This is a genomic window from Terriglobia bacterium, from assembly GCA_020072815.1.
In the GTDB taxonomy this organism is placed as follows: domain Bacteria; phylum Acidobacteriota; class Terriglobia; order Terriglobales; family Acidobacteriaceae; genus Angelobacter.
Genome location: JAIQGE010000002.1, coordinates 211,318 through 233,706, shown reverse-complemented (window position 1 = coordinate 233,706; position 22,389 = coordinate 211,318). Strand labels below are relative to the sequence as shown.

17 protein-coding genes are annotated in these 22,389 nt (G+C 59.1%); 4 read left to right on the top strand and 13 right to left on the bottom strand.

Features of this window, described 5'->3' with window-relative positions; all coding sequences use genetic code 11:
* Nucleotides 1–295: 295 nt before the first annotated feature.
* The 3 genes from rpsU to LAO20_04935 form a co-directional block, all read right to left on the bottom strand.
* Nucleotides 296–511 carry a 30S ribosomal protein S21 gene (rpsU, locus tag LAO20_04945; GenBank protein MBZ5530758.1) on the bottom strand — a complete coding sequence of 72 codons (216 nt, stop codon included), beginning with the start codon at nt 509–511 and terminating at the stop codon, nt 296–298.
* Between the two features lie 209 nt (nt 512–720).
* Entirely contained in the window at nt 721–1,638 is a 918-nt protein-coding gene (locus LAO20_04940) for a hypothetical protein (GenBank protein MBZ5530757.1), read from the bottom strand.
* Nucleotides 1,639–2,224: 586 nt separating this feature from the next.
* Nucleotides 2,225–4,831 carry a DEAD/DEAH box helicase family protein gene (locus LAO20_04935; GenBank protein MBZ5530756.1) on the bottom strand — a complete coding sequence of 869 codons (2,607 nt, stop codon included), beginning with the start codon at nt 4,829–4,831 and terminating at the stop codon, nt 2,225–2,227.
* Between the two features lie 467 nt (nt 4,832–5,298).
* On the opposite strand from LAO20_04935, the gene hpnJ reads away from it, so the two are divergent.
* From hpnJ to LAO20_04915, 4 genes are all read left to right on the top strand, one after another.
* Entirely contained in the window at nt 5,299–6,792 is a 1,494-nt protein-coding gene (gene hpnJ, locus LAO20_04930; GenBank protein MBZ5530755.1) for a hopanoid biosynthesis associated radical SAM protein HpnJ, read from the top strand.
* 34 nt (nt 6,793–6,826) lie between these two features.
* Nucleotides 6,827–7,225: a DMT family transporter gene (locus tag LAO20_04925; protein ID MBZ5530754.1), complete on the top strand. Its 399-nt coding sequence runs from the start codon at nt 6,827–6,829 to the stop codon at nt 7,223–7,225.
* Nucleotides 7,212–7,592, top strand: a complete 381-nt coding sequence (locus LAO20_04920; protein MBZ5530753.1) for an EamA family transporter — start codon at nt 7,212–7,214, stop codon at nt 7,590–7,592. The genes LAO20_04925 and LAO20_04920 overlap by 14 nt, the downstream gene beginning before the upstream one ends.
* A gap of 231 nt (nt 7,593–7,823) precedes the next feature.
* Complete coding sequence (locus LAO20_04915; GenBank protein ID MBZ5530752.1) at nt 7,824–10,913, top strand: TonB-dependent receptor; 3,090 nt, start codon at nt 7,824–7,826, stop codon at nt 10,911–10,913.
* 143 nt (nt 10,914–11,056) lie between these two features.
* Here the strand turns inward: LAO20_04915 and hpnE are convergent, their stop codons facing one another.
* From hpnE to shc, 10 genes are all read right to left on the bottom strand, one after another.
* Nucleotides 11,057–12,451: a hydroxysqualene dehydroxylase HpnE gene (gene hpnE / locus LAO20_04910; GenBank protein MBZ5530751.1), complete on the bottom strand. Its 1,395-nt coding sequence runs from the start codon at nt 12,449–12,451 to the stop codon at nt 11,057–11,059.
* Nucleotides 12,448–13,353 carry a phytoene/squalene synthase family protein gene (locus tag LAO20_04905; protein ID MBZ5530750.1) on the bottom strand — a complete coding sequence of 302 codons (906 nt, stop codon included), beginning with the start codon at nt 13,351–13,353 and terminating at the stop codon, nt 12,448–12,450. The genes hpnE and LAO20_04905 overlap by 4 nt, the downstream gene beginning before the upstream one ends.
* Nucleotides 13,350–14,291, bottom strand: coding sequence for a squalene synthase HpnC (gene hpnC, locus LAO20_04900; GenBank protein ID MBZ5530749.1), 942 nt, complete (start codon nt 14,289–14,291; stop codon nt 13,350–13,352). Before hpnC ends, LAO20_04905 begins: the two co-directional genes overlap by 4 nt.
* Before the next feature lie 2 nt (nt 14,292–14,293).
* Complete coding sequence (locus tag LAO20_04895; protein MBZ5530748.1) at nt 14,294–15,328, bottom strand: zinc-binding dehydrogenase; 1,035 nt, start codon at nt 15,326–15,328, stop codon at nt 14,294–14,296.
* Between the two features lie 8 nt (nt 15,329–15,336).
* Nucleotides 15,337–16,422, bottom strand: a complete 1,086-nt coding sequence (locus LAO20_04890; GenBank protein ID MBZ5530747.1) for a zinc-dependent dehydrogenase — start codon at nt 16,420–16,422, stop codon at nt 15,337–15,339.
* Between the two features lie 30 nt (nt 16,423–16,452).
* Nucleotides 16,453–17,196 carry a phosphorylase gene (locus LAO20_04885; GenBank protein ID MBZ5530746.1) on the bottom strand — a complete coding sequence of 248 codons (744 nt, stop codon included), beginning with the start codon at nt 17,194–17,196 and terminating at the stop codon, nt 16,453–16,455.
* On the bottom strand, nt 17,193–18,212 hold the full coding sequence (locus tag LAO20_04880) for an NAD-dependent epimerase/dehydratase family protein (protein MBZ5530745.1): 1,020 nt from the start codon (nt 18,210–18,212) through the stop codon (nt 17,193–17,195). The genes LAO20_04885 and LAO20_04880 overlap by 4 nt, the downstream gene beginning before the upstream one ends.
* Nucleotides 18,213–18,513: 301 nt before the next feature.
* Nucleotides 18,514–18,981 carry a hypothetical protein gene (locus tag LAO20_04875; GenBank protein MBZ5530744.1) on the bottom strand — a complete coding sequence of 156 codons (468 nt, stop codon included), beginning with the start codon at nt 18,979–18,981 and terminating at the stop codon, nt 18,514–18,516.
* A complete protein-coding gene (hpnH, locus tag LAO20_04870) occupies nt 18,978–20,105 on the bottom strand; it encodes an adenosyl-hopene transferase HpnH (GenBank protein MBZ5530743.1) in 1,128 nt (375 codons plus the stop codon). Before hpnH ends, LAO20_04875 begins: the two co-directional genes overlap by 4 nt.
* A gap of 278 nt (nt 20,106–20,383) precedes the next feature.
* Nucleotides 20,384–22,387 (bottom strand): squalene--hopene cyclase, encoded by a 2,004-nt coding sequence (gene shc, locus LAO20_04865; GenBank protein ID MBZ5530742.1) that lies wholly within the window; start codon nt 22,385–22,387, stop codon nt 20,384–20,386.
* Between the last annotated feature and the right edge of the window lie 2 nt (nt 22,388–22,389).

Sequence of the window (22,389 nt, the reverse complement as noted above, 5' to 3'; positions counted from 1 at the left end):
CGCCCCGCTGGGGCTCTCGTGTCTCTCTTCATGCCTACCCACCGTTACGGCTTCGCATTCGCTCGTCTCCCGGTGGGCTAACTTGTGTTCGCGCCTACGGCGCTTGGAGCGTTTGCGGACCTGATATTGTCGTGCTTTTTCCGGCCAAAGGTGGGCTGAAGAAAATGCATGCAGGAGTCCGCGAGTCAAGATTCGCGGGCGTTTTGCGCAAACGAGCGAGGGATTGGATGGACCAATCCCTCACATTTTATAGAATTCCAGCGGACCGCCGTTTAGGGCGGATGGGGGCGGGCGATTAGTCGCGGTCGGGACGGGATTCGCGGTCTTTGCGAATTTTCTTCTTCGCGCGCTTGCGCGCCAGGGCCTGCTTCACGCGCTTCTTCTCACCCGGCTTCAGGTAATACGAGTGCCGCTTGACTTCCTTGATGATGTCTTCCGCCTGGACCTTGCGTTTGAACCGGCGCAGCGCGTTCTCCAGCGGCTCGCCTTCCTGTAAACGAACTTCTGCCAAGTAACCCCTCCGTGCAGAGGAAAATCATGCACACACAAGGATAACATCCCACCCGCGAATACGCCTATCCCCGCGCGCAAGAGCCCAGAGTTTCCAGGTTGTCGTTTCCAGGTTGTCAAAGATTAAGCTGTCGAAGATTAAGTTGTCAAAGATCGTGATCTCGACCGGATACCCAGCCAGTGTTGCATTCTGCTCGACCTCGCCTCAGCTCATGCTGCTTCGACCTGCTCCATCTTGGCGACGCCTACCCTCCTCGTGCCTTCCACCATCATCAAACCCGACGATCTGGGCAGGCTGAGCCGCCCTGGCAGTTCTTGCAGGTCTGGCGATTTTGGCCGGTCAGGCGATCTTGGCCGGTCTGGCAATTCCGGTGCTTCTGGCAATTCTGGAGACCTTGCCTCTTTGGACAATCTTGCCTTGAGCTGATCTGTGTCATCAGTGCTGATCAGTGGTAACGCGAATGCTGCGCGGCGCTGCAAACCGCCGCGCTTCAACTTGTCATGGTGAGTGAGCGGCATGCCGCGAGTCGAACCATCTAGACCAGCCGCGCAGCGGCTCACGCTCGCTTCTCCGTGTCTCCGTGCCTCCGCCGGCCCCGGCGCGCCGTGGGTGGTGGATGTTCCGTTGCGTCCTTCGCGGCCAACTGGCTCCGGTTTTCCTTTGTGATCCTTCGTGTCCTTTGTGGTTAAGGCTGTTTTCCGTGCCCCTCTGTGACCTCTGTGGTAAAGGCGCAGCAGCTTCGCCGCCATCTGGACCACTACCGCCAGCCGTCCAGCCGTCTTGCAATCGATGCGACCGTCAATCAGCGCCTGCGCCATCACCGCCAGCGTCATCTGTATGGCATTGAAATCCATGAAGACGTCCGCCGTCTGAAACTCCGGCCTTCCCCGGCTGCGCATCCGCCGGACCACCTCTTCCAACAACCCCCGCCGCTGCGCATCCCGGCGCTCCGCCAGTTCCCTCTGCCCCGCATGGCTGTAGCAAATGTGCGCGCCTTTCATTGCCGGCGCTTTGCACTGCTCACCGTTCTTCTTGAACTCCCGGCACCGGCGGTAATACGCATACCGCGCCTCTGGCGCCTTGCATGCGACCGTTGAATTCCCGTTCCTGTACACAGTCTCACTCATTTCTTTTGTCTTTCCGATCACGGCGATGTCGTGCGATTTCGGCGATTCCGGCGATCTTGCCGCGCTTTCGCGCGGCGTCCCCCACCCCCCTATGGCCTCATCTAGGATTCCAAAGGGCTTAGCTCACTCGACCGAAGGAATTAGCCTCCGAATCGGGCCCCAATCACGTCAAACCGGCCTCAAATCGCGTCGAATCTGGCCATTCTCCCGGGTCACGGTCGCGCCATTGAGCTTGATGTTTTTTGGGTTGGCTAATGGCCAAAGGCTAAGTGCTAATGGCTGAGCTATTATACCTTTTGTTCGCCTACGAATCAATGGCGAAATAGGACAGTGTACCTCGCTGCTCCTGCCCGGACTCGTGTGGCACAGCCCGGGTCCCTGGCGCACGCCTCGTGCGGCGGGGTGGAGGCGCCCCCGGCTGTGCAGGACGAATTTACCTCACCGCTCTCCAGCCCGAAGGGCGAAAGAGCCTAGCCCGGGTGCGTAAGCCCCGGGTAAGAATCCGGGAAGCGCCCCTTCCTTACTGCCGTCGGCCCGCGCGCAGCTCCGCGGAGCGCGGAAGTCTCGCTGAGGCAGACAGGCTAACTTAGGAAACTGATCTGAGAAAGTTTGCGGCAATTTTTCCCTTCAACCTTGAAAACAAAGTCGGCGCCGCGATTCCTCGCGACTTCAGCACTTCTGCTGCATTCGCCCTCCAAATAAGGTTTCCAGCTTCGACAAAGGTCTTTCTCAACTCCCTGACAGTGCTTAAAGATGAATTGGCCCAGGCTCGGAATTCACTCAAGGGCCAAATACTGACGGCCTTGAGATGTGGCATCGCAGTCGATTTAGCCTTCTTAACAGGCGTGACCAAAACCGGAAGTATCTCTGCGCCAGAGCTGCCCTGGACATTGTCACGCATCCACGCGGGATGGGATGACACCTGTCGAGCTTTCTTGACATCGACTAAGCCATCATCTTGTGCCGCAGCGTGATCCTCAAAGACCAAACAGTATTTCCCCGCTAACCACCACGGATCAGGCGAGCCGTCTTGTTCAATTTTCCCCGCTTCGAAACCAAGTAGCTCACCCAGCAGTCTATGCCCAACTTCGAACTGCTCAGCCGATGCCAGACCATCAAGAATCTCTTTCTCTCGTCGTGCAAATGAACGATCATGGGTAGTTCCTAAATCAGTCAAAACCGCCTCCAGTCGCTCAACCTGTTCCATCACAACGGCTTCATTCTGGCCGTCGTCATCTTGGGCCGCGGATCCAGCCTTTTTCAGACCATATCGTGATAATCGCGCTAGCCAAGGCACCGCCGTAGTGGCCTTTTTAGCTTGATCGAAGTGGGTACGAGCCTTGGTATCGAAATCAGGGACGCCCTCGGCCGAGGCAAGCCAAGCTGCAATTCCAGCCAAGTAATGCCACAAAGCCCGATAACCGCGAAGATCCGGTTTGGCTAAGCCACCCAATACGCGCTCGGCACTTTCACATGCAGATTCATAGTCTCCTTGCCACAAGGCATCTTGAAAATCTATTTCGTAAGCGACAACGGCTGCCAATTCATCCAGTGCAGGAAACGGAAGCTGGGCCATCTGCTTCCGCCCGCTCACGATTTGCTCGTTTACCTGTTCCCATTCCTTATCGTTTCGCAGGAATATTTGGAAATTCTCAAGAACATCTTCTACCGCGACACCTTTTGACTGCTCAACGCCAAACTGTAACTCTGCTTGAAGCTCGGGATGAAGGAATTTTCTCCTCTTGGCGTCAGCGAGATAGTCGGGCAATTCATCGCCGGAAATCACGACAGCCGAATAATCTTCGAGTGATCGAGTGCACCTTCCAATCGCCTGCAGAACACGGGTCTGAATTCGCTCATTAAAAAGCACGTTGGCCCCCATTCGCGCCATGAGAAAGCGTTCTTGGATGTTCATGGCTTTGGGGAGCCCCTCTATGAAAAGAAGCCTGCATTCGTCACCCGGAAAATCGATGCCATCGTACCTGTTTGCTACAACCGCCACTGCTTCCTTAGAGCCAATAAACTTCTTCTTTGATTTCTCAATGTCATCCGCACTAAATGTTGGGAACCCGAGGGAACTTTCGACATCCTCTGCTATTTGGTTCCGCAAACGATCGCTGGGCACTAATACAAGGCTGCGCCCCGCGATCCGCATCATTTCCCGTCTAAGGGCGACAGTCTCTTCATCACCCAATGACATACTAGGAAATATGAAAAATCTCCGACCCACAGCCTGTCGATCCCACCCTTGAGGTACCGCGAGACGCTTGATAGGACTACGGCCTACAAGCCTCTCCAAATCGCCGCCTGCACCCAATGTGGCTGACATATATATGCGCTGCTTCGGCTGCGAGAAGGGCGGATGCGTCGATGTGGGTGGAATGAGTGGCCTGATCAAGATCTCATCGCCAGACACGTAGCAATTGCAGCCTCGCAGGTGCCCTCGGACCATGGACCATGAATGATGCAGATCAGCGGCTTCGGCGTAGACGTCGAAAATCTCCGTAATCTCGTCATCCACACTAATGATGTCGGGACTCGGGATCTTGTCGACCCAGTTCCGGTCGACACCTCCTTCCCACTTGCCGGAAACGCGTACAAATGTGGCGGGATCCAAAAGTGGTTTCAAGACTTCAAGGAGAGCAGCGTGGATTACTCCATGTTTCGGATTATTTCGTGAAACTGAGAGCGTCCACAGCTTGGATATGTAGCTCTCACCAGCATGGGCGTCGTCCACGATCAAGACATCAGCGTCTTTGAAGAAAGGGTTCGTATTAAAGAGACTGCTATATGTCGTCACGGCAATTCTATCGCTGCTCTTGTACTCGGCCTTCCGATTTGGCTCATAATCTCTGATCGATCCGAGAAAAGGGATGATCGTAAGACCGTATTTGTCCTTTGCCTGCTCCACAACCTGGTTAACCAGTTGCCGGGTTGGACAGAGATAGACAACTTTTTCTTGGTTCTTTCGTCTTCTCCACTCCCCGATGAGCAACCCAACGAGAGTCTTTCCGCTACCAGTCGGAAGCTGGAATGCTACATCGGCGACATCCGCTTGCATTGCCGCATAGCTGCGCATGATCTCGCGCTGGTGTGGTAATACGTCGGGAATCTTGCGCCGTGGTAAGTCCCGGAACAACTCATCTGGGCTATCCGGCACAGCAGGACGAGGCGGGGCTTTCTTAAATGCCATAGAAGCTTCTAACCATATTGTCACCTAAAGCAAGGTCATCTCCAAGAACATTGAAGCGATTCCAGAGTTCTCGCAAATCGCTTTGGCGCTCCGCCTCGCTGCGCGCGGGCCTGCGGCGCCAGGAATTCATTTTCCCATGCAGCCTTTTCCCCGGACTGAAGGTCCGGGGCTTGGCCGGCAGGCTCAAGCCTGCCGCGCCCACCCGGTCCCCCCTTCGCGCCCGTTGCGTCCTTTGCGGTAAATGCCCTACCCCGCCGGATGCACCATTCGCCCACTCACCCTTGGCTTCTAACCGCTTGGATTCTCTGCTATTTAGCCTTGGCGGGAAGATGGTAGTATAGAATTCTTAAGCGTCCCCTAAGCGCGCCCGATGCGGCGTGCGGGGATGGAAGTGTCCCAAGGGCAAAAGCAAGGTTGGGACACGAAAATCTGGGCCAGGAACCAGGAAAAGAGAAGCAACAAAACACATGCCATTAAAAACGCTATTTCTCAACCCCCCGTCATTTGAGAACTTTGATGGTGGCGCCAGCTCGCGCTGGCCGGCCACCCGCGAGATTGAGTCGTACTGGTATCCGGTGTGGCTGGCTTATCCGGCGGGCATGCTGGAAGGCTCGCGCCTGCTGGACGCCGCTCCGCACCACGTGAGCGCGGAAGAGACCATTGAACTCGTCAAGCAGTATGAGTTCCTGGTGCTGTTCACCAGCACTCCGGGCTTCCCTGGCGACATCCGGCTGGCCGCCAAGATGAAAGAGGCCAACCCCAAGCTGAAGATCGCTTTTGTGGGCCCGCACGTGACCACGCTGCCGGAACGCACGCTGCAGGATTGCCCGTCCATTGATTTCATCTGCCGCCGCGAATTTGATTACTCTGTCGTCGAGTACGCCAACGGCAAACCGCTTTCAGAAATCCTGGGCATCAGTTATCGCGACGCCAACGGCAAAGTCGTCCACAACGCTGACCGTCCTGACATCCAGGACCTGGACGCGCTGCCCAACGTCACAGACGTTTACTACCGCGACCTGGACGTCCGCCGTTACAACGTTCCGTTTCTGCTCTATCCTTTTGTGGCGCTGTACTCCACGCGCGGCTGCCCGGCGCAGTGCACTTTCTGCCTATGGCCGCAGACGCTGAGCGGACACGCCTGGCGCAAGCGATCCACTGACGCGATTGCCCGCGAGATGGCCCAGGCCAAAGAATACTGGCCGTGGGTGAAGGAATATTTCTTTGACGATGACACTTTCAACATCCAGAAGGCGCGCACCATTGAGCTGAGCGAAAAACTCAAGCCACTGAAGCTGACCTGGTCGTGCACCTCACGCGTGACCACCGATTACGAAACGCTGAAGGCCCAGCGCGATGCCGGCTGCCGCCTGCTGATCGTGGGCTATGAAAGCGGCGATCCGCAGATCCTGAAGAACGTGAAGAAAGGCGCCACCGTGGAACGCGCGCGCCAGTTCACCAAAGACACCAAGAAACTGGGACTGCTGGTCCACGGCGACTTCATTCTGGGCCTGCCGGGCGAAACCAAAGAGTCCATCCGCCGCACTATTGATTTTGCGAAAGAGCTGGACGTGGAAACCATCCAGGTGTCCATCGCCCACGCCTACCCGGGCACGGAGATGTACGACTTCGCCAAGAAGAACGGCTTCATCGTGGGCAACGAGCGCATGGTGGACGATGGCGGCCACCAGGTGGCGCAGATCCAATATCCCGGACTGCCGCGCGAGCACGTGCTGGAGATGGTCCACAAGTTTTACGACGAATATTATTTCCGTCCCAAGGCCGTCTTCCGCATTGTGCGCAAAGCCGCATTCAACTCTGAAGACCGCAAGCGCTTGTACAAAGAAGCCAAGTCATTCATGAAGCTGCGCGCGGCACGCAATCGCGCGGCCAAGGAAATGCGCGCGGACACGGCACGCCGGGAAGCGGAAAAGCCCGCAACCCAGGTCGCCGGAGACTGACGCGCAAGTGAACTGGAAGAAAATCTTCATCTACATGGCCATCGCCTGCTGCAACGGCACCGGCGACGTGATGCTGAAACGCGGCATGGATGACCTGGGCCAGATCAGCATGGGCCACTGGACGCACATCTTCAGCGCGTTTGTGAATCCCTGGATCATCCTGGGGATGGCGTGCCTGGCCGGCTTCTTCTACTCCTACCTGACCGCGCTTTCCTGGGCCGACCTCACCTTCGTGCTTCCCGCGTCCGCCCTGGGATACGTGGTGACGGCGCTGTGGTCAAAGTATTTTCTGCATGAGTTCATCAGCCCCTGGCGATGGGCCGGCGTCTTGCTCATCACCTGCGGCGTGGGCCTGGTGGCTCGCGGACCTTCACGCACGGAACATCCGGCAACAACCATAGCGCCAGTGGAGGGCCAGCATGAACTTGCTTAAGGTCTGGTCGGCGATTGGCCTGCTGGTGATGGCCTCCAGCGCGGGTGACGTGCTGCTCTCCGCCGCCATGAAACGCATTGGCGATCTGGACGCGCTCCGCGCGGAGCATGGGTTGCTCGCGGTAATTCGCCGCGTTGCCGGCAATAAAATTTTTCTCTGTGCGCTGGCTTGCCTCATCTTCAGCTTCTTCTGCCTGCTCACGGCGCTCTCCTGGGGCGACGCCAGCCTAGTCGCGCCGGCCTCGGCTTCACTAACCTTTATATGTTCGGCGGTGATGGCCAAGTTCGTCCTGCACGAAAACGTTGACCGTCGCCGCTGGATTGCCGCGGCGCTGGTGTGCATCGGCGTGGCCCTGCTGGCGAAGTAGCCTTAGAACCGGAAAAGCAAACTTGGTGAAATCAATCGCCTATTGCTTTCGTCGTTTGAAGGAAACGGCAAGATCGGCAGTGCTTTGGAAAGCGTTTCTGGCAAAAGACGCTCCAAAATGAAACTGAACGCTGCCGGGCACTTCGCCCCATGACCTATATCTGAATTGACATTTATTAGTAAAGCTTAATACTATCCGACCCTGTTTTTTGCACGCTGCCCGGAGGGTCCCATGAAGCTTCGCCCGATCGTTCTTTGCTTCGCGCTGTCCTTGACCAGCTTTTTCGCCTCGGCGCAAACCATCACCGCGTCCTTGCAAGGGAAAGTCTTCGACAAATCGGGCGCCGTGCTGACCAGTGCCACGGTAAGAGCAGCCAATACGGAAACAGGCTTTGCCCGCACGGTCACTACCAACAGCGCCGGCGAGTATGAGATTGCCCAGTTGCCCGTGGGCCAGTACAAAATCACCGCGGGAGCGCGCTCTTTCCAGTCGCAATCGCGCACCGTGCGGCTGGTGATCGGCCAGGCGGCGAACCTGGATTTCACGCTCTCTCCCGGCGCGGTGACCGAAGGCGTTACCGTCACCACCGAAGCACCGCTCATCGAAGTCACGCGCACCTCGGTGGATTCGGTCATCAGCGAAGAAAAGATCCGCAACCTTCCCGTGAACGGACGCCAGTTCATTGACTTCGCTCTGCTGGCGCCGGGCGTGACCATCGGCGACACCACCTCCGGCAGCACCGACGTGATTATTGAGCCGGTGACCAAGCTTTCTTTTGCCGGACAGAACATCCATTACAACTTCATCGCCGTGGATGGCGCCGACAACATCTCCACCGCCTCCGGTGTGCAGAAGACTACGCCTTCCGAAGAAGCGGTGCGCGAGTTCCGCGTCATCAACAACACCTACAGCGTTGAGGCCGGACGCGCCGTGGGTGGCATCGTCAACATCATCACCAAGAGCGGCACCAATGACGTCCACGGCAGCCTCTACGAATACCTGCGCAATGACGCTCTTGACGCCAAAAGCATTCTGGCCGCGCCGGGACTCAACAAGCTGCAGCAGAACCAATTTGGCTTTACCCTGGGCGGACCGATAAAAAAAGACAAGACATTTTATTTCGGCAACTATGAAGGCCAGCGCCGCAATGAGAACCCGTTTTACAATTCTGTGATCCTGGCCAATCTCCCGGCCATCAATCAATTCAAGACCAACTTTGGCCTGAAGACGGAACAACTCAACGTCAACCGCAAGAGCGACTATGACAACTTTGTACTGAAGCTGGACCACTCCTTCAACGACCACCAGTATTCTTTCTTCCGTTATTTCTTCAATGACGGCCGCTTGACCAACGTTTCCCCGCTCAATGACGGGTTCGACATGCCGTCCGGCTTCAAAGACAACTTTCTCCGCGACCAGTCGCTGGTGGGCAGTTTGAATTCTGTGTTGTCGCCCAATTTGAACAACGAACTGCGCGGCCAATTTGCCCACCGCACTTTTGACTTCCCCACGGACACCACCCAGCCGCACATGGAAGTCCTCAATACGTTCACCATGGGCGTGAACCGCGGCAACCCGGACTCGTATCGCGAAACCCGGGAAGAAATCACGGACAACGTGACCTGGCAGAAAGGCAAACACAGCATCGGCTTTGGCGGCGACTTCAACTACGTCCGCACCACCGAATCATTCCCTCTGTTCTATCCCTTTGAGGCCGACTTCGGATGTTTGTTTGCCGCGCAGTGTCCTTTCAGCCTGGAAGCGGGCGCGCCTTCCGTAATTTTCTTCGAGCGGTTCCAGTCGCCGACGTTCACCGAGCCTTCCTTCAACCCGTCCGTGTTTGCCGGCCAGCGCATTCCCAGCAACGTCGCCAACCAGGCCAGGGGGACCATCGGCCACACCTACACAGGTTTCTACGTTCAAGACCGCTGGCATCCCACCAACAATCTGGCCCTGAACTATGGCCTGCGCTACCAGTTTGAGACCTTCCCTGCTGCCGCCCTGAACAACGAAATGAAGCAGTTTGATCCGCGCGCCGGGTTCGCTTACAACTTTGGCGGGAAATACAACGTGGTGCTGCGCGGCGGCGCCGGAATTTTCCATGGAATCCTGCCCATGCCGCTGCTCGCCTGCCAGCAGCCTTCCTGCGGCGGAACGTCCGGCCCGTACCCCGGCCGTCCGAACGAAGACTCTTTGAACTCCACCACGCGCCTGTTTGCCTTCGCCAGCGCGCCCAACATCACTTCGATCGCGCTCGCGGACATTCTGGGCGGCGCTTATCCTGACGCTGCGCCGCTCGGCTTCTGTCCCGGCGGCACCGTGGCTGGTTGCGGCTTCTTTGGCGACGCGGTCATCGCCCGTTTCGACAAAACGCACGCCGCGCCTTATGGCATCCAGACCAGTCTTGGCCTTTCCTTGCAGCCGACGCAGGACTCCGCGCTGGACATCAGCTTGCTGCGCTCCAAGGGCGTCCACCTGGGAAGCTTCTTCAACGTGAACCAACCTGACCCCAGCGGTCAGGTCACGGTCCACAACTCGCAGGGACAATCCGGAATCAAGAACACCTACTTCGCTGCGCCGGGCATTCCCGGCTCGCGTAGCGCCGCGCCCGGTTTCCCGGTGCTCTATGCAGTCTATTTTGAAGCTGCGTCCAAGTGGAATTCTGAGTGGAACGGCTTGCTGGTCAACTTGAACAAGCGCATGAGCCATCACTTCAGCGCCGGCCTGAGCTACACGTGGTCGAAAGGAATTGATGACGGTCCCAACCCCAGCTTTGTGCTCATCCCGCAGGACAGTAAGAACCTGAAGGCCGAGCGCGCTCTGTCTTCGGACAGCGTAGGCCAGCGCTTTGTGCTCAACGCCACGGTGGAAGGTCCCACGCACATGAATGCCCTGCTGAACAACTTCCGCCTGGGGACCATCGTCACGCTGCAATCGCCCAACTACTTCAGCAAGTTTGCCGGCTTTGACGCCAATGGCGACATCTTTGGCAACAACGACCGCGTCGGCATCGAGCCGCGCAACACGTTCAAGGGCGACACCTACCAGACCGTTGATCTGCGCGCCGCCCGCACCTTCAAAGCTACGGAGAAGCTCAGCATTGAAGCGATTGCTGAAGCGTTCAACTTGTTCAACACCGTGAACGTGCGCTTCTTCAACACCGTGTACGGCGCGGCTGACTTCTGCAACTTCAACGCCACGGCGCAAGGCTGCTCGCCGACGCAGCATTTCCTGGAGGGCTCGCCCAATCCCACATACGGGACGCCGCGCGCCGTCTTTAACCCGCGGCAGATCCAGTTTGCGGTGAGGATGAGCTTCTAAGACGGATAGGTATCAGGGAACGAACTTCAATATAGCGCGAACGGGCCTGCGAGACTCTGCCCCTGGCAAACGTCCAGCGCCGGAGGCGCGGTATGAGTTAGCCCAGGCCGGAAGGCCTGGGTACGCATCTTTGTGGTTAAGGTTTACCCCAACAGTTTCATCAACCCCGCCTTCGCCATGTCGGCGACGAGAAACCTCTGCCGCTGCCCGAATGACGCGGTCACTTCTTCCGCCGCCATGTAGCCGCTGCGCACCGCGCCTTCCATGGTCGCGGGCCAGCCGGTGGCCGTCCAATCGCCCGCCAGGAAAACGCGTGGCCAGCCGGTAACCGCCTCCGGACGAAATTCGTCCAGCCCGGGCAGAATTGCGTACGCCGCATAAACTTCTTTGATCACCGCCGCCTTCTCTACTTTGGCGTCTTTGGCCGCAGGAAAGAATTCCGCCAGCTCGCGCTGCGCCAGCTCCAGGATCTCTTCCCGCGACTTGGGCACCAGCGACTTGGACGCGCTCACCACCAGCTCCAGGTAGCTGCCCGGCCCTTCACGGTTCTCCTGCAGCTTCGATTTCTGGTACATCCATTGGATCGTCCGGTCCATGAGCGCGGCGTGCGGCAGCGGCGTGATCTCGCGGTCAAACCACAGATGGATGCCGGTAATCGGCGTGGCCTCAAAGTGCTGCAGTTTGGCCCTCAAGTCTTCGCCGGTCGGGTCGGCAGGAAGCAGGCCTGCTGCGGTCTGAAACGGGGCGGCCAGTACAGCGAAGTCAAAATGTTGGTCGCCCGCATTGCTGGTGACGGTCACGCCGCTTTCCGACGGAGAGAACCCCGTCACCGTGGTCCGCAGCAGCACTTCCCCGCCGCGGCTGCGTATGTAGTTCACCGCCGCCGCGTACAAGTCAGAAAGCGGGATGGCGGGCACGCCCATCTTTCCGCCTTCGGCGGAGATCAGGAACAGTTCGCGAAACACCTTGGTCGCGTAGCGCACCGAGATGCGGTCCAAGTCCTCCGTGAGCGCGCTAACCAGCACCGGCTCCCAGAAGCGTTGGATGGCCTGTGGCGTCTGCTTGTAGCGGCGCAGCCAGGAAAGAAAATTCTCACTGGAATCCTGGGGCAGGCCTTTGAGCATCGCCGTCAATCCGCGCGCAATCGCCAGCTTACTTATTAGCGAGAACAGCGGCGAGCCGATGAATGCCGGAACGTTGTGCAGCGGCGCGGGAAGCACACTGGGCGCGAATTTCGTAATGCGCCCTCCTGGCTCGACGAAGTTGATCTCGCTGGACCACCCGATCTTGTCGGCGACGCCCAGCGTCTCATAGAAATGAATCAGGTTGGTGCAGCAGCCAAAGAGAACGTGCTGGCAGTTGTCCACCACTTCGCCGGTGCCGGGATGTTCGTAAGAAGAAGCGCGTCCGCCGACGTAGGGCCGGCGTTCAAACAACGTGACTTTCAATCCGGCATCGGCCAGAGCGCACCCTGCGGCCAGGCCGGCCAGACCACCGCCGACCACTCCTACAGTCTTTGGATGAGAAGCTGAGTTCATGCGATGCGCAACATGAAGCCGCGGGCCAGCACCGTCATCTTTTCCCACAGGCTCAGGCTCACGCGCTCGGTGAAGACATCATAGTTGCGCTCGGTGATTTTCTTGAGCAGCCGGCTGTAGATTTCCACCAGCACCCACAGGCCACCGCGGCTGTCTTCGTGGACCAGTTCCATGAGCCACTTGGCCGATTCGTAATAGCGGCGCGCCCGCTCCGCCTGATATTCCAGCAGAGCGCGTAGATTCTGGGCCTGCGCCGGGTCGGCCAGCGCCGCACGGGAGAAGTTTTCTGCGGTCAGATTGAAGCGCGCCAAGTCTTCTTGGGGAAAATAGATCCGCCCCATCGCGGAGTCTTCCTTCACGTCGCGGAGAATGTTGGTCAACTGGAAGGCCAGCCCGCAGTCTTCCGCCAGAAACTCCGCTTTGCGGTCTTCATAACCAAAGATGTGGATGCACACCAGCCCCACCACGGACGCCACGTAGTAACAGTAGTGCTTGAGATCGTCGAACGTATCGCACAAGACCGCCGGCGTATCGCCCGAGGGCGGAGGAATGTCCAGGTCCATGCCGGTGCCGTACACCAGTTTTTCGAACAGGTCTTGCGGGATCTTGAATCTCTGCTGCGCGTCAGCCACCGCCATCAGCACCGGATCGTCGGTGGGACGGCCGGCGAACACCTGCCGCGCGGCGTCCAGCCACTCGTTCAGCTTCTGCCGTTTCTGCGCGACTTCCGTTGCTGGATCGTCGGCGATATCGTCGGCGTGCCGCATGAACGCGTACACCGCGCAGAAGGCGTTGCGCTTGTCCGAAGGCAGCACGCGAAAGCCGTAATAGAAGTTCTTGGCTTCGCGCCGGGCCACGCCTTTGCAGACCGCATAAGCGTGCGTGATTTGGTCGTGGGTCACAGTAGCTTGCCTGCCGCGGCGCGCGCCACCAGCAGGAGCTTGCGCGATTTTGAAATCACCGGCCGGTGGCCGAGCACGTCATATCCCTGGCGTTCAATGGCGTTCAGGATCTCCTGGCCGCCGCGGCTGAACAGTTCCAGGTCAATGGCCAATTCTTTGTTGACCATCTTGATCAGCGGCAGCCCGCGCTCAAACCACTCACGCGCGCGCTGGACTTCAAACTTCATCAGCTCGATGAATTGGGGCGTCGCCCGGCGCTGCGCGATGTCGTCTTCCGATACGCCGAAGCGCCGCAGGCCGTCGAGCGGAAGGTAGATGCGGCCTTTGCCGTAGTCCACGGTCACGTCCTGCCAGAAGTTGGCGAGTTGCAGCGCGGTGCATATGTAGTCAGAAAGCTGCTGACGCTCGGCATCACTGTAGCCGCAGAGGTACAAAACCAGGTGACCGACCGGATTCGCGGAATACTTGCAGTAGGCGAGAACGTCGTCAAACGTCGGAAAGCGGGTGATGGTCTGGTCCTGGCGGAAGGCGATCAGCAGATCAGAAAACTCATGCTTGGGAATTCCGCATTGCCTGACCGTCTCCGCCAGAGCGACAAACACCGGATGCTTCGGTGCGCCGGCGTAGCAGGCGTTCAACTCCTCCTCCCACAAGTCCAGTAGTTCCAGCGATTGTTGCGCGTCGCCGACTTCATCACCCAGATCGTCGGAAATGCGGCAGTAGGCATAGACGTTGTAGAAATGCTGGCGGAGTTTCGCCGGAAGAAACCACGTGGCGACGGAAAAATTTTCGTAATGGGTCTTGGCCAGGCGCTCACAATACGCGCGCGCGTCGGCCAGCGAAGGCGCTGCTTCCGGAATGCGGTACGACTCCGGCAGCGCGTTCCATCCCAGGGCCGAAGCGGGGACGGGAGAAGAATTGGCAGGCGAAACGGACATGATCAGTGACCGGGAATAATCGCGGTCTTGATCTGGCTCCCACGGTCCAGCATCTGCTGCAAGACCTGCTTGAGTTTGGAAAGCGGCGCTTCCCCGGTAACGTAGTCAGTGCTCTTCACTTTCTTTTCCGCGATCAATGAGAACGCTTTGCGCACGGTTTCCGGCGTGTGATGGAACGTAGCCTTGAGCGTGAGCTCGGAATAGTGCATGCGGTTGGTGTCCAGTTCCACCTTGGTGCCGGTGGCGCATCCGCCAAAGAAATTCACCACGCCGCCGCGCCGCACCATGTCCACCGACCATTGCCACGCCTGCGGACGCCCCACAGCTTCAATCACCACGTCTGAACCGCGTCCTTCGGTCGCGCTGATGATGGCGTCCACCGGGTCCTTGACCTTGGTGGTCTGTACCACGTCAGTTGCGCCAAAGTAGAGCGCTGATTTCACTTGCTCATCGCGCTTGACCACGGCAATCACTTTGCATCCGGTCAGCTTGGCCACCTGCATCAGCATCAGGCCCAGCGAACCGGCGCCGATCACCGTCACCGTGTCTCCGATGTCCGCGCCTGTCTCCTGCAGGCCGCGCAGCGCGCACGCCAGCGGCTCGGTCATGGCCGCAGATTCAAACGTCACGTCATCAGGCAGGGCCAGCATATTGGTTTCAACAATGCGGCGCGGAATCTTGATGTACTCGGCGTACGCGCCGTTGTTGAACAGCAGATCTTCGCAGAGATTTTCCTGGTGTTTCAGGCAATAGAAGCAAGCGCCGCAAGGCGCGGAGTTCAATGCCACGACGCGCATGCCACGGCGGAAGTCGCGCACGTCCGGAGCAACTTCTTCGATCACGCCGGAAAGCTCGTGCCCGAACAACGCCGGCGGCACAATCATGCGCGCGTGATAGCCCCGCTGAAACACTTTCAGGTCCGTGCCGCAGGTCAGCGCCACGTTGACTTTGACCAGCACTTCGCCGCGTTCCAGGGTTGGAATGGGGACTTTTTCGATTTTCACGTCCTCTTTGCCATAAAGGACGGCCGCTGTCATTTGCCCTTTCAAATCTTTGCCCACTCCATTCCAGGTTGGATCACAACCTTCATTGACTCCGGTCCAGGATGCGACGCCAGATGCAGCGCCTCCACCGCCTCGCTCAGCGGAAAGCGGTGGGTGATCAGCCGGGCAAAATCAACTCCGCCGCTGAACACCAGCCGTACGTTCTCGTCCTGCAAGTCCACAGACGCGCTGTAGGAACCCAGCAGCGTCTTTTCGTCCACGCAAACCGCCGACGGATCAATGGCCACTTCACTGCGCTGCGTCTGCGCAAACAGCATCACGCGTCCGCCCGGCCGCGCGGCGTCAATCGCCGGGCGAACCAGGCTATTGCCTGCCGTCGCCAGGATGACCGCGTCGGCGCCGCGGCCGTCAGTCAATTCCCGCACCCGCTCCATGGGGTCGGCCGACGACGCGTTCACGTTGTGCCGTAATCCGAACGCCTCACTCATTTTAAGGCGTTGGGGATACAAATCGGAAGTTACCACGGTCGCACCAGCCCGCTTGGCCAGTACCGCCAGCATGATCCCAATGGGGCCTTGCCCGATGACCAGCACGGTTTCGCCGCTCTGCAAACGCAGGGCTTCCATGGCCTTCATGCAGGTGTTGACCGGTTCAATGAACGACGCCTGCTCGTAAGAAACGCCGTCAGGAATCTTCACCACGCCTTTGCGGACGATCCAATCCATGGCCCTGACGTACTCGGCAAAGCCGCCGCCGCTGGGCTCAAAACCCGCCGTGGCGCCTACCTTCTTATAGACCGGACACTGCGCGAAAACTTTGTGGCGGCAGTAATAGCACTCGCCGCACGGGATGTGATGGAACACCATCACCCGGTCGCCGATCTTGAAATTCTCCACGCCTGCGCCGGTGGCGACAATCTGGCCGGCGGTCTCATGCCCAAAGACGCGCGGCGCGGAGTGCGACCCGGTGGCAATCTTCTTCAAGTCCGTGCCGCAGATTCCGCAGGTATGCACGCGGACCAGCACTTCGCCGCGTCCGATCTCCGGCACCGGGACGGTTTCCAGACGGACATCATTCACGCCGCGATAGACAGCGGCCTGCATGGTGGAAGGAATCCTTCCTTGCATGCCCAATTCCGGCTTGGTCAACGTTGACATTCAGTGCCGCCCGTTGGAGAACTCTCCATCCAGTGTAACAACTTTGGCTGCCTGCAGGCCGTCCAGGTTCTTGCCCAGCCAGTCGCACAGCGCGCGCACCGCCCGGCGCGTGTTGCGGCCCAGGGCCAGAGTCGCCGCCCAATACTGCGGACGCACCGCTACCCAGCGGGCGAACGCGCCCGTCTGAAAATTTCCGTCCGGGCCCACAAAGCGGCCCAGCGGCGGCATGGCAAAGTCGTATTCGTCGGAGATGGCCTTCACGCAGCGGAAGCCCACTTCCTTCTCCATGGCCACCTTGGCCACGCCGGCTGCCTCCATGTCCACCAGGAGCGCGTGGAAGCATTCCACCAACTCCGCTTTGGATGCTTTGCCGGCGATTTCAAACGTGCTCACCAGAACACCGCCGCCGATCACCTGTCCACCGACAGCGCAGCGATATTCGATGCCCGTGGCGCCATCCACAATCACGTTGGGCAGGACCACGTTGCCGACTTTCAGACTGCGGATCAACGCTCCGGCCACGCCCGCAGAAACCAGAATCTGCGGCCGGTAGCGCTCCACCACCGCGCGCGCGGCTTGCTCCGCGCGCTTGTTGCCCATGCCGCTGAAAACAGCCACGGTGTCGCGATTTTCATAGCAGACCAGCGGCTTGCCGCCGGCGGTCAGAATATTCAGGGCCCAGCCACGTATGAGAGGCTTCAACTCACGCTCCATCGCGGCTATGATGGCCACCCGGCAGCTCATGCGCGCACCGCCGCGGCTTGCGGGGCCGCCTGCACATATCCATGTGTTTGGAACCAGTCGATCGCCCGACGCAGCGCGTCTTCCACCGGAAGAACCTTGTAGCCAAGTTCGCGCTCCGCTTTGGCCGACGACGCAAACATAATCTTGCGCCCCATCTTTACCGCGTCAATCGTGGCCCGCGGCTCTTTGCCCATCACGGTTCCGACGAAAAATTGGTCCAGCGCCGCAAATCCCATGGCCACGGCGTGCGGCACTTTCATCGTCGGCGAAGGCAAGCCGGTCAATGCAGCCAACTTGTCCAGAATCTGCTTGAGCGTGAGGTTCTCGCCGCCCAGGATGTAGCGCTCGCCCGGCCTGGCTTTCTCCATGGCCAGCACATGTCCGCGCGCAACTTCTTTCACGTCCGCCAGGTTCAGGCCGGTGTCCACGTAGGCGGGAAATTTGCGCTTGAGAAAATCAACCACGATGCGGCCGGTGGGCGTGGGCTTGATGTCCTGCTCGCCGATGGGCGTGGTGGGATTCACCACCACCACGTTGCCGCCGCGGCGTCCGGCTTCCAGCGCAATCTGCTCCGCCATGAACTTGGACCGCTTGTAAGGCCCCACCATGTCATCGAGCGACACCGGTGTGGCTTCATCCACGATCTGGCCGCTGGCGGTAAAGCCCATGGTCGCCACCGAACTGCAGTAGATCACGCGTCGTACGCCGCTTTCTTGCGCGGCCTGGATCACGGCCTTGGTGCCTTCCACGTTGGCTTTGTACATCTCCTCCGGATCGCGCACCCATATGCGATAGTCGGCCGCAACGTGGAACACGAATTCGCAGCCTTGCATAGCTCCCTTGAGCGACGCGGGTTCACGCAGGTCGCCGACGACGGTCTCAGCGTTGAGGCCGGCAAGATTGTCCAGTTTGCTGCCGGAGCGGACGAGAAGGCGCAAGTCCGCGCCCTGGCCAGCCAGCGCGCGTGCAACGTGGCTGCCCACAAATCCCGTGGCTCCTGTGACGAAGGCCTTCATTCAGTCTTTACCCCGACCGCAGGGAGGGGTCCCTATTGCAACAGAAAACAGCCGCGTCTGGAATAATCGAACTCGGAAATGCTAGGTTCTCGCAAGCGCCTCTAGGGTTTTTCGATGCTCTTCCAATATCTTTCTTGCGAGCCTAACCTGTTTATCAGCGGCGCTCCCTGACTCGTCATCCTGTCGCAAGTGGGATGTCGCGGTCGAGGCTTGCCCCTTCTTTCTTCTGGCGCGCTTCGGAATGCTTTTGTTGCCCATAAGATTTCGCGGCTAAAAGGGATCCCTCACTCCGTTCGGGATGTTACTCCAAGCTCTCCGGCTTGATCTGGATGTTCTGCTCGCCGGCGGCCTTCTTGGCCCAGTATTTTTTCACCCAGGCTTCCCAGCTTTTGCCGGCGGCGGTGTCGCGTCCGGTAAAGGCCAGCGCAGCAATGTCGGAATAGGGCACGGAGAGCTTCTCGCCCGAGTCTTTGGGATACAGCCGGACCACGGAATCGCCCAGCGTTTTCCCCGTCCTGCGATCAAAGATGTAGCCCTCAACTTTGGTTCCGTTTTTGCGGGTCAGCGTCACGTCGCCACGATAGTCAAATGCCTTTTCCAGCGCCTGGCGGACTTCTTCTTCGCCGGCCAGCTCGGGTATCCAGCCTTCCAGCTTTTCATGGGCGAAGCCGGGGACCACTTCCAGTGCGTCGGTGTCTTTAGCAAGCTGCTCCGATGCAAGCCGCTCCGGGTTTTCGACGGCCTGTCTCCCATTAGCTGAGCCGCTCATGCCCGGGTCTCCTCAAGATCACTCGCCGTCGCTTCAATCTGCACCAGCGGATTGTAGCTGTGCACCGGCTTCACCGGCTCGTCCAGCAGCCGCAGGGCGCCTTCGTCGCGATGCGCGGTGAACAGCGTGGCCCGGACCATGGCCATAAAGCCGCGCAGTGAACCAAAGCCGTCGTCCACCGCGGACGCTTCGTATCCGCTGTGCACCATGCAGTTGGCGCACTTGGGATTGCCCGACTCAGTGCCGTACTCGTTCCAGGCGGTCGCTTCCATGAGCTCGCTGAAGGTATCAGCGTAGCCGTCTTGGAGCAGGTAGCAGGGCTTCTGCCAGCCGAAGATGTTGTAGGTGGGCATGCCCCAGGGCGTGCAGGTGTATTCGCGTTCGCCCATCAGGTATTCCAGAAACAAAGTGGACTGGTTGAACTGCCACGTCTTTTTGCGGTTAGACAAGATGGCCCGGAACAGCCGTTTGGTGCGCGCTTTGCCCAGGAAATGTTTCTGGTCGGGAGCTTTGTCGTAAGAGTAGCCGGGCGAGAGCATCATGCCCTCCACGCCCAGTTCCATCATCTGGTCAAAATGGGCCCGGACGCTGCTGGGATCGGCGCCGTCAAAGAGCGTCGTGTTCGTCGTTACTCGGAAGCCGCGTTTCAGCGCTTCGCGCATGCCTTCGATGGCCAATTCGTATCCGCCTTCGCGGCACACGGAGAAATCATGGTGTTCGCGTTCGCCATCCACGTGCACGGAAAACGTGAGGTACTTGCTGGGCTTGAACAGGTCAAGCTTTTCTTTCAGCAGCAGCGCGTTGGTGCACAGATAGATGTATTTCTTGCGGGCCACCAGGCCTTCCACAATCTTGTCAATCTGCGAATGCATCAGCGGCTCGCCGCCGGGGATGGAGACCATGGGCGCGCCACACTCTTCCACCGCCTTGAAGCACTCTTCGGGAGACAGTTCCTTCTTGAGGATGTGGGCCGGATATTGGATCTTGCCGCAGCCGGCGCACGCCAGGTTGCAGCGGAACAGCGGCTCCAGCATCAGCACCAGCGGATAGCGCTTGCGTCCCGCGAGCTTTTGTTTAAGCACGTAGCTCGCGACCGTCCACATCTGGGAAATTGGTACCGGCAAATCTGTCTCCTAATTCGTTTGTGCCGCCCCTGAAGGGGCTTCAATTATTTTTCATCGCCTACCCAGGCCTCACGGCCGCGGCTACCATTATGCCGCGCCTTCGGCGCTGGATCGTGATTACGAAAGCCGCTTCGTTCTTCTACTAGACTTCCATGAGAAACCCGCTTTGGGCCTTTTGCCTGATCTCGCCCTTCTCCGCGCCTCGGTGTCTCCCTGGTTCGTACTGTTTTTCCGATCACGGCGATCACGCTGCGATCGCGCGCGATTCCGGCGATGCCCTATCCCCGCTTGTACCCCACGCTGCCCTCACGCTCCAGCGCAGCAAATTCGCGCTGGTAATTGGCCAGCGCAATCAGCGGGAAGTAATCGCGATACAAGTGGTACGCCAGGTAGAACACCCGCGGGAAGCCTGTCCCGGTGTACTGGTCTTCCGCCCAGGAGCCGTCTTTCCCCTGGGTTTCCAGCAGGTACAGGATGCCGCGCTGCACGGATTCGCTGCGGGTATCGCCCGCGGCCAGCAGGCCCATGATGGCCCACGCCGTCTGCGAAGGCGTGCTCGGGCCGATGCCGCGCGTGGTGGGATCGTCATACGACCCGCAAGTCTCGCCCCACCCGCCGTCAGCGTTCTGCACCATGCGCAGCCACTCGGCGCCCTGCTGGATGTAAGGCTCGTGATGGTCCACGCCCATGGCTTGCAGGCTGCGCAGCACCAGCATGGTCCCGTAAATGTAATTCACACCCCAGCGGCCAAACCACGACCCGTCAGCTTCCTGCTCGCTCAAAATGAAGTTGATGGCCTTCTTCACCCGCGGATCGTCCTTGGTGAAGCCGTAAATCGCCAGCATCTCCAACACGCGGCCGGTGATGTCCACGGTGGGCGGATCGAGCATGGCGTTGTGGTCAGCGAACGGAATGTGCTGGAAGACCATGCGCGTGTTGTCTTTGTCGAACGACGCCCAGCCGCCGTTCTTGCACTGCATGGCGAAGATCCAGTCAATGGCCCGTTGCGCGACTTCATGCTGGTAGCGCTCGCGCGGGTTGTCCACCTTGTTGAGGCCCAGCAGCACCATGGCGGAATCGTCCACGTCGGGGTAGAACTCGTTGTTGAACTCAAAATACCAGCCGCCGGGCTGGACGTTGGGCACTTTCACGGACCAGTCGCCTTTGTTGCGGACTTCTTTGCTCAGGATCCAGTCGGCGGACTTGACCATGCGCGGGTCCGTGCGTGAGACGCCGGCTTCACCCAGCGCGAACATGGCGTAGGCCGTGTCCCACACCGGGGACATGCACGGCTGCATGCGGAACGTTGGCTCGGATTTTCCGGCGACGCCGGGCTCTTCAATGCCCAGCTTTTCGAATTCATCCAGTGCGCGGATAACCTGCGGGTCGTCGTTGGAATAGCCCAGGCACTTCAACGCGATGATGGAATTCAGAATGCCCGGATAGATCGCGCCCAGACCGTCTGATTTCTCAAAGCGCTGCAGCATCCATTCTTCCGCTTTGCGCAGCGCCAGCTTACGCAGCGGACGAATATGGAACCGCTCGCAGAAATGGACCAGCGTGTTGAGCACCAGGAAAAAGTTTCGCCAGGTGATGTGCTTTTCCGTCCAACGCAGATGCAGGTGCCGGCCGTGGCGTCCGCCGACGAAAATTTCATCAATGCACATCTCCGCTGGAAGCTTCTTGAACGGCTTCTTGGCGTAGCAGATGGAGAGCGGCACCAGGATGGCCCGCGACCACGATGAAATCTCGTAGATGTTGAACCAGAACCAGTTGGGGAACAGCACAATCTCCGGCGGAATCGCGGGCACGGCGTCCCAGTCATACTGGCCCAGGAAACACAGATAAATCTTGGTGAAAGTGTTGCACTCGGTGACCCCGCCCATGGACAGGATACGGCTGCGCGCGCGCTCCAGGACAGGATGGTCGGGCGACATGCCCATCAGCTTCAATGCAAAGTAGGCTTTCACCGACGCGCTGATATTCGAAGGACCGCCGGCATAGATGGGCCAGCCGCCGTCGGCGTTCTGGTGGCGGATGATCTCCGGCACGGCGCGCACCATCCTGCCGCGGTTGCCGGTCCCCAGCAGCGTATGGATAGCGATGTAATCCGATTCCAGCGTGGTATCGGCTTCCAACTCGCCGCACCAGTAGCCGTCTTCATGCTGCAGAGAAAACAGGTGATCGCATGCGCTGCTCAGGCCCTGCGCCACGCGCTCCATCATGTTCGCAATTTTTCCAAAGAGCATCTGCCCGGGATGCCCGTCTGACTTGGTACTCATAG

Excerpts from the sequence above, each read along its gene's own strand:
- LAO20_04875 (MBZ5530744.1), bottom strand. The coding sequence starts at position 18,981 with ATGAGCGGCTCAGCTAATGGGAGACAGGCCGTCGAAAACCCGGAGCGG.
- LAO20_04940 (MBZ5530757.1), bottom strand. The coding sequence starts at position 1,638 with ATGAGTGAGACTGTGTACAGGAACGGGAATTCAACGGTCGCATGCAAG.
- LAO20_04920 (MBZ5530753.1), top strand. The coding sequence starts at position 7,212 with ATGAACTTGCTTAAGGTCTGGTCGGCGATTGGCCTGCTGGTGATGGCC.
- hpnE (MBZ5530751.1), bottom strand. The coding sequence starts at position 12,451 with ATGAACTCAGCTTCTCATCCAAAGACTGTAGGAGTGGTCGGCGGTGGT.
- LAO20_04935 (MBZ5530756.1), bottom strand. The coding sequence starts at position 4,831 with ATGGCATTTAAGAAAGCCCCGCCTCGTCCTGCTGTGCCGGATAGCCCA.
- LAO20_04925 (MBZ5530754.1), top strand. The coding sequence starts at position 6,827 with ATGGCCATCGCCTGCTGCAACGGCACCGGCGACGTGATGCTGAAACGC.
- LAO20_04885 (MBZ5530746.1), bottom strand. The coding sequence starts at position 17,196 with ATGAGCTGCCGGGTGGCCATCATAGCCGCGATGGAGCGTGAGTTGAAG.
- shc (MBZ5530742.1), bottom strand. The coding sequence starts at position 22,387 with ATGAGTACCAAGTCAGACGGGCATCCCGGGCAGATGCTCTTTGGAAAA.
- LAO20_04890 (MBZ5530747.1), bottom strand. The coding sequence starts at position 16,422 with ATGCAAGGAAGGATTCCTTCCACCATGCAGGCCGCTGTCTATCGCGGC.
- hpnJ (MBZ5530755.1), top strand. The coding sequence starts at position 5,299 with ATGCCATTAAAAACGCTATTTCTCAACCCCCCGTCATTTGAGAACTTT.
- LAO20_04915 (MBZ5530752.1), top strand. The coding sequence starts at position 7,824 with ATGAAGCTTCGCCCGATCGTTCTTTGCTTCGCGCTGTCCTTGACCAGC.
- hpnC (MBZ5530749.1), bottom strand. The coding sequence starts at position 14,291 with ATGTCCGTTTCGCCTGCCAATTCTTCTCCCGTCCCCGCTTCGGCCCTG.
- LAO20_04895 (MBZ5530748.1), bottom strand. The coding sequence starts at position 15,328 with ATGACAGCGGCCGTCCTTTATGGCAAAGAGGACGTGAAAATCGAAAAA.
- LAO20_04880 (MBZ5530745.1), bottom strand. The coding sequence starts at position 18,212 with ATGAAGGCCTTCGTCACAGGAGCCACGGGATTTGTGGGCAGCCACGTT.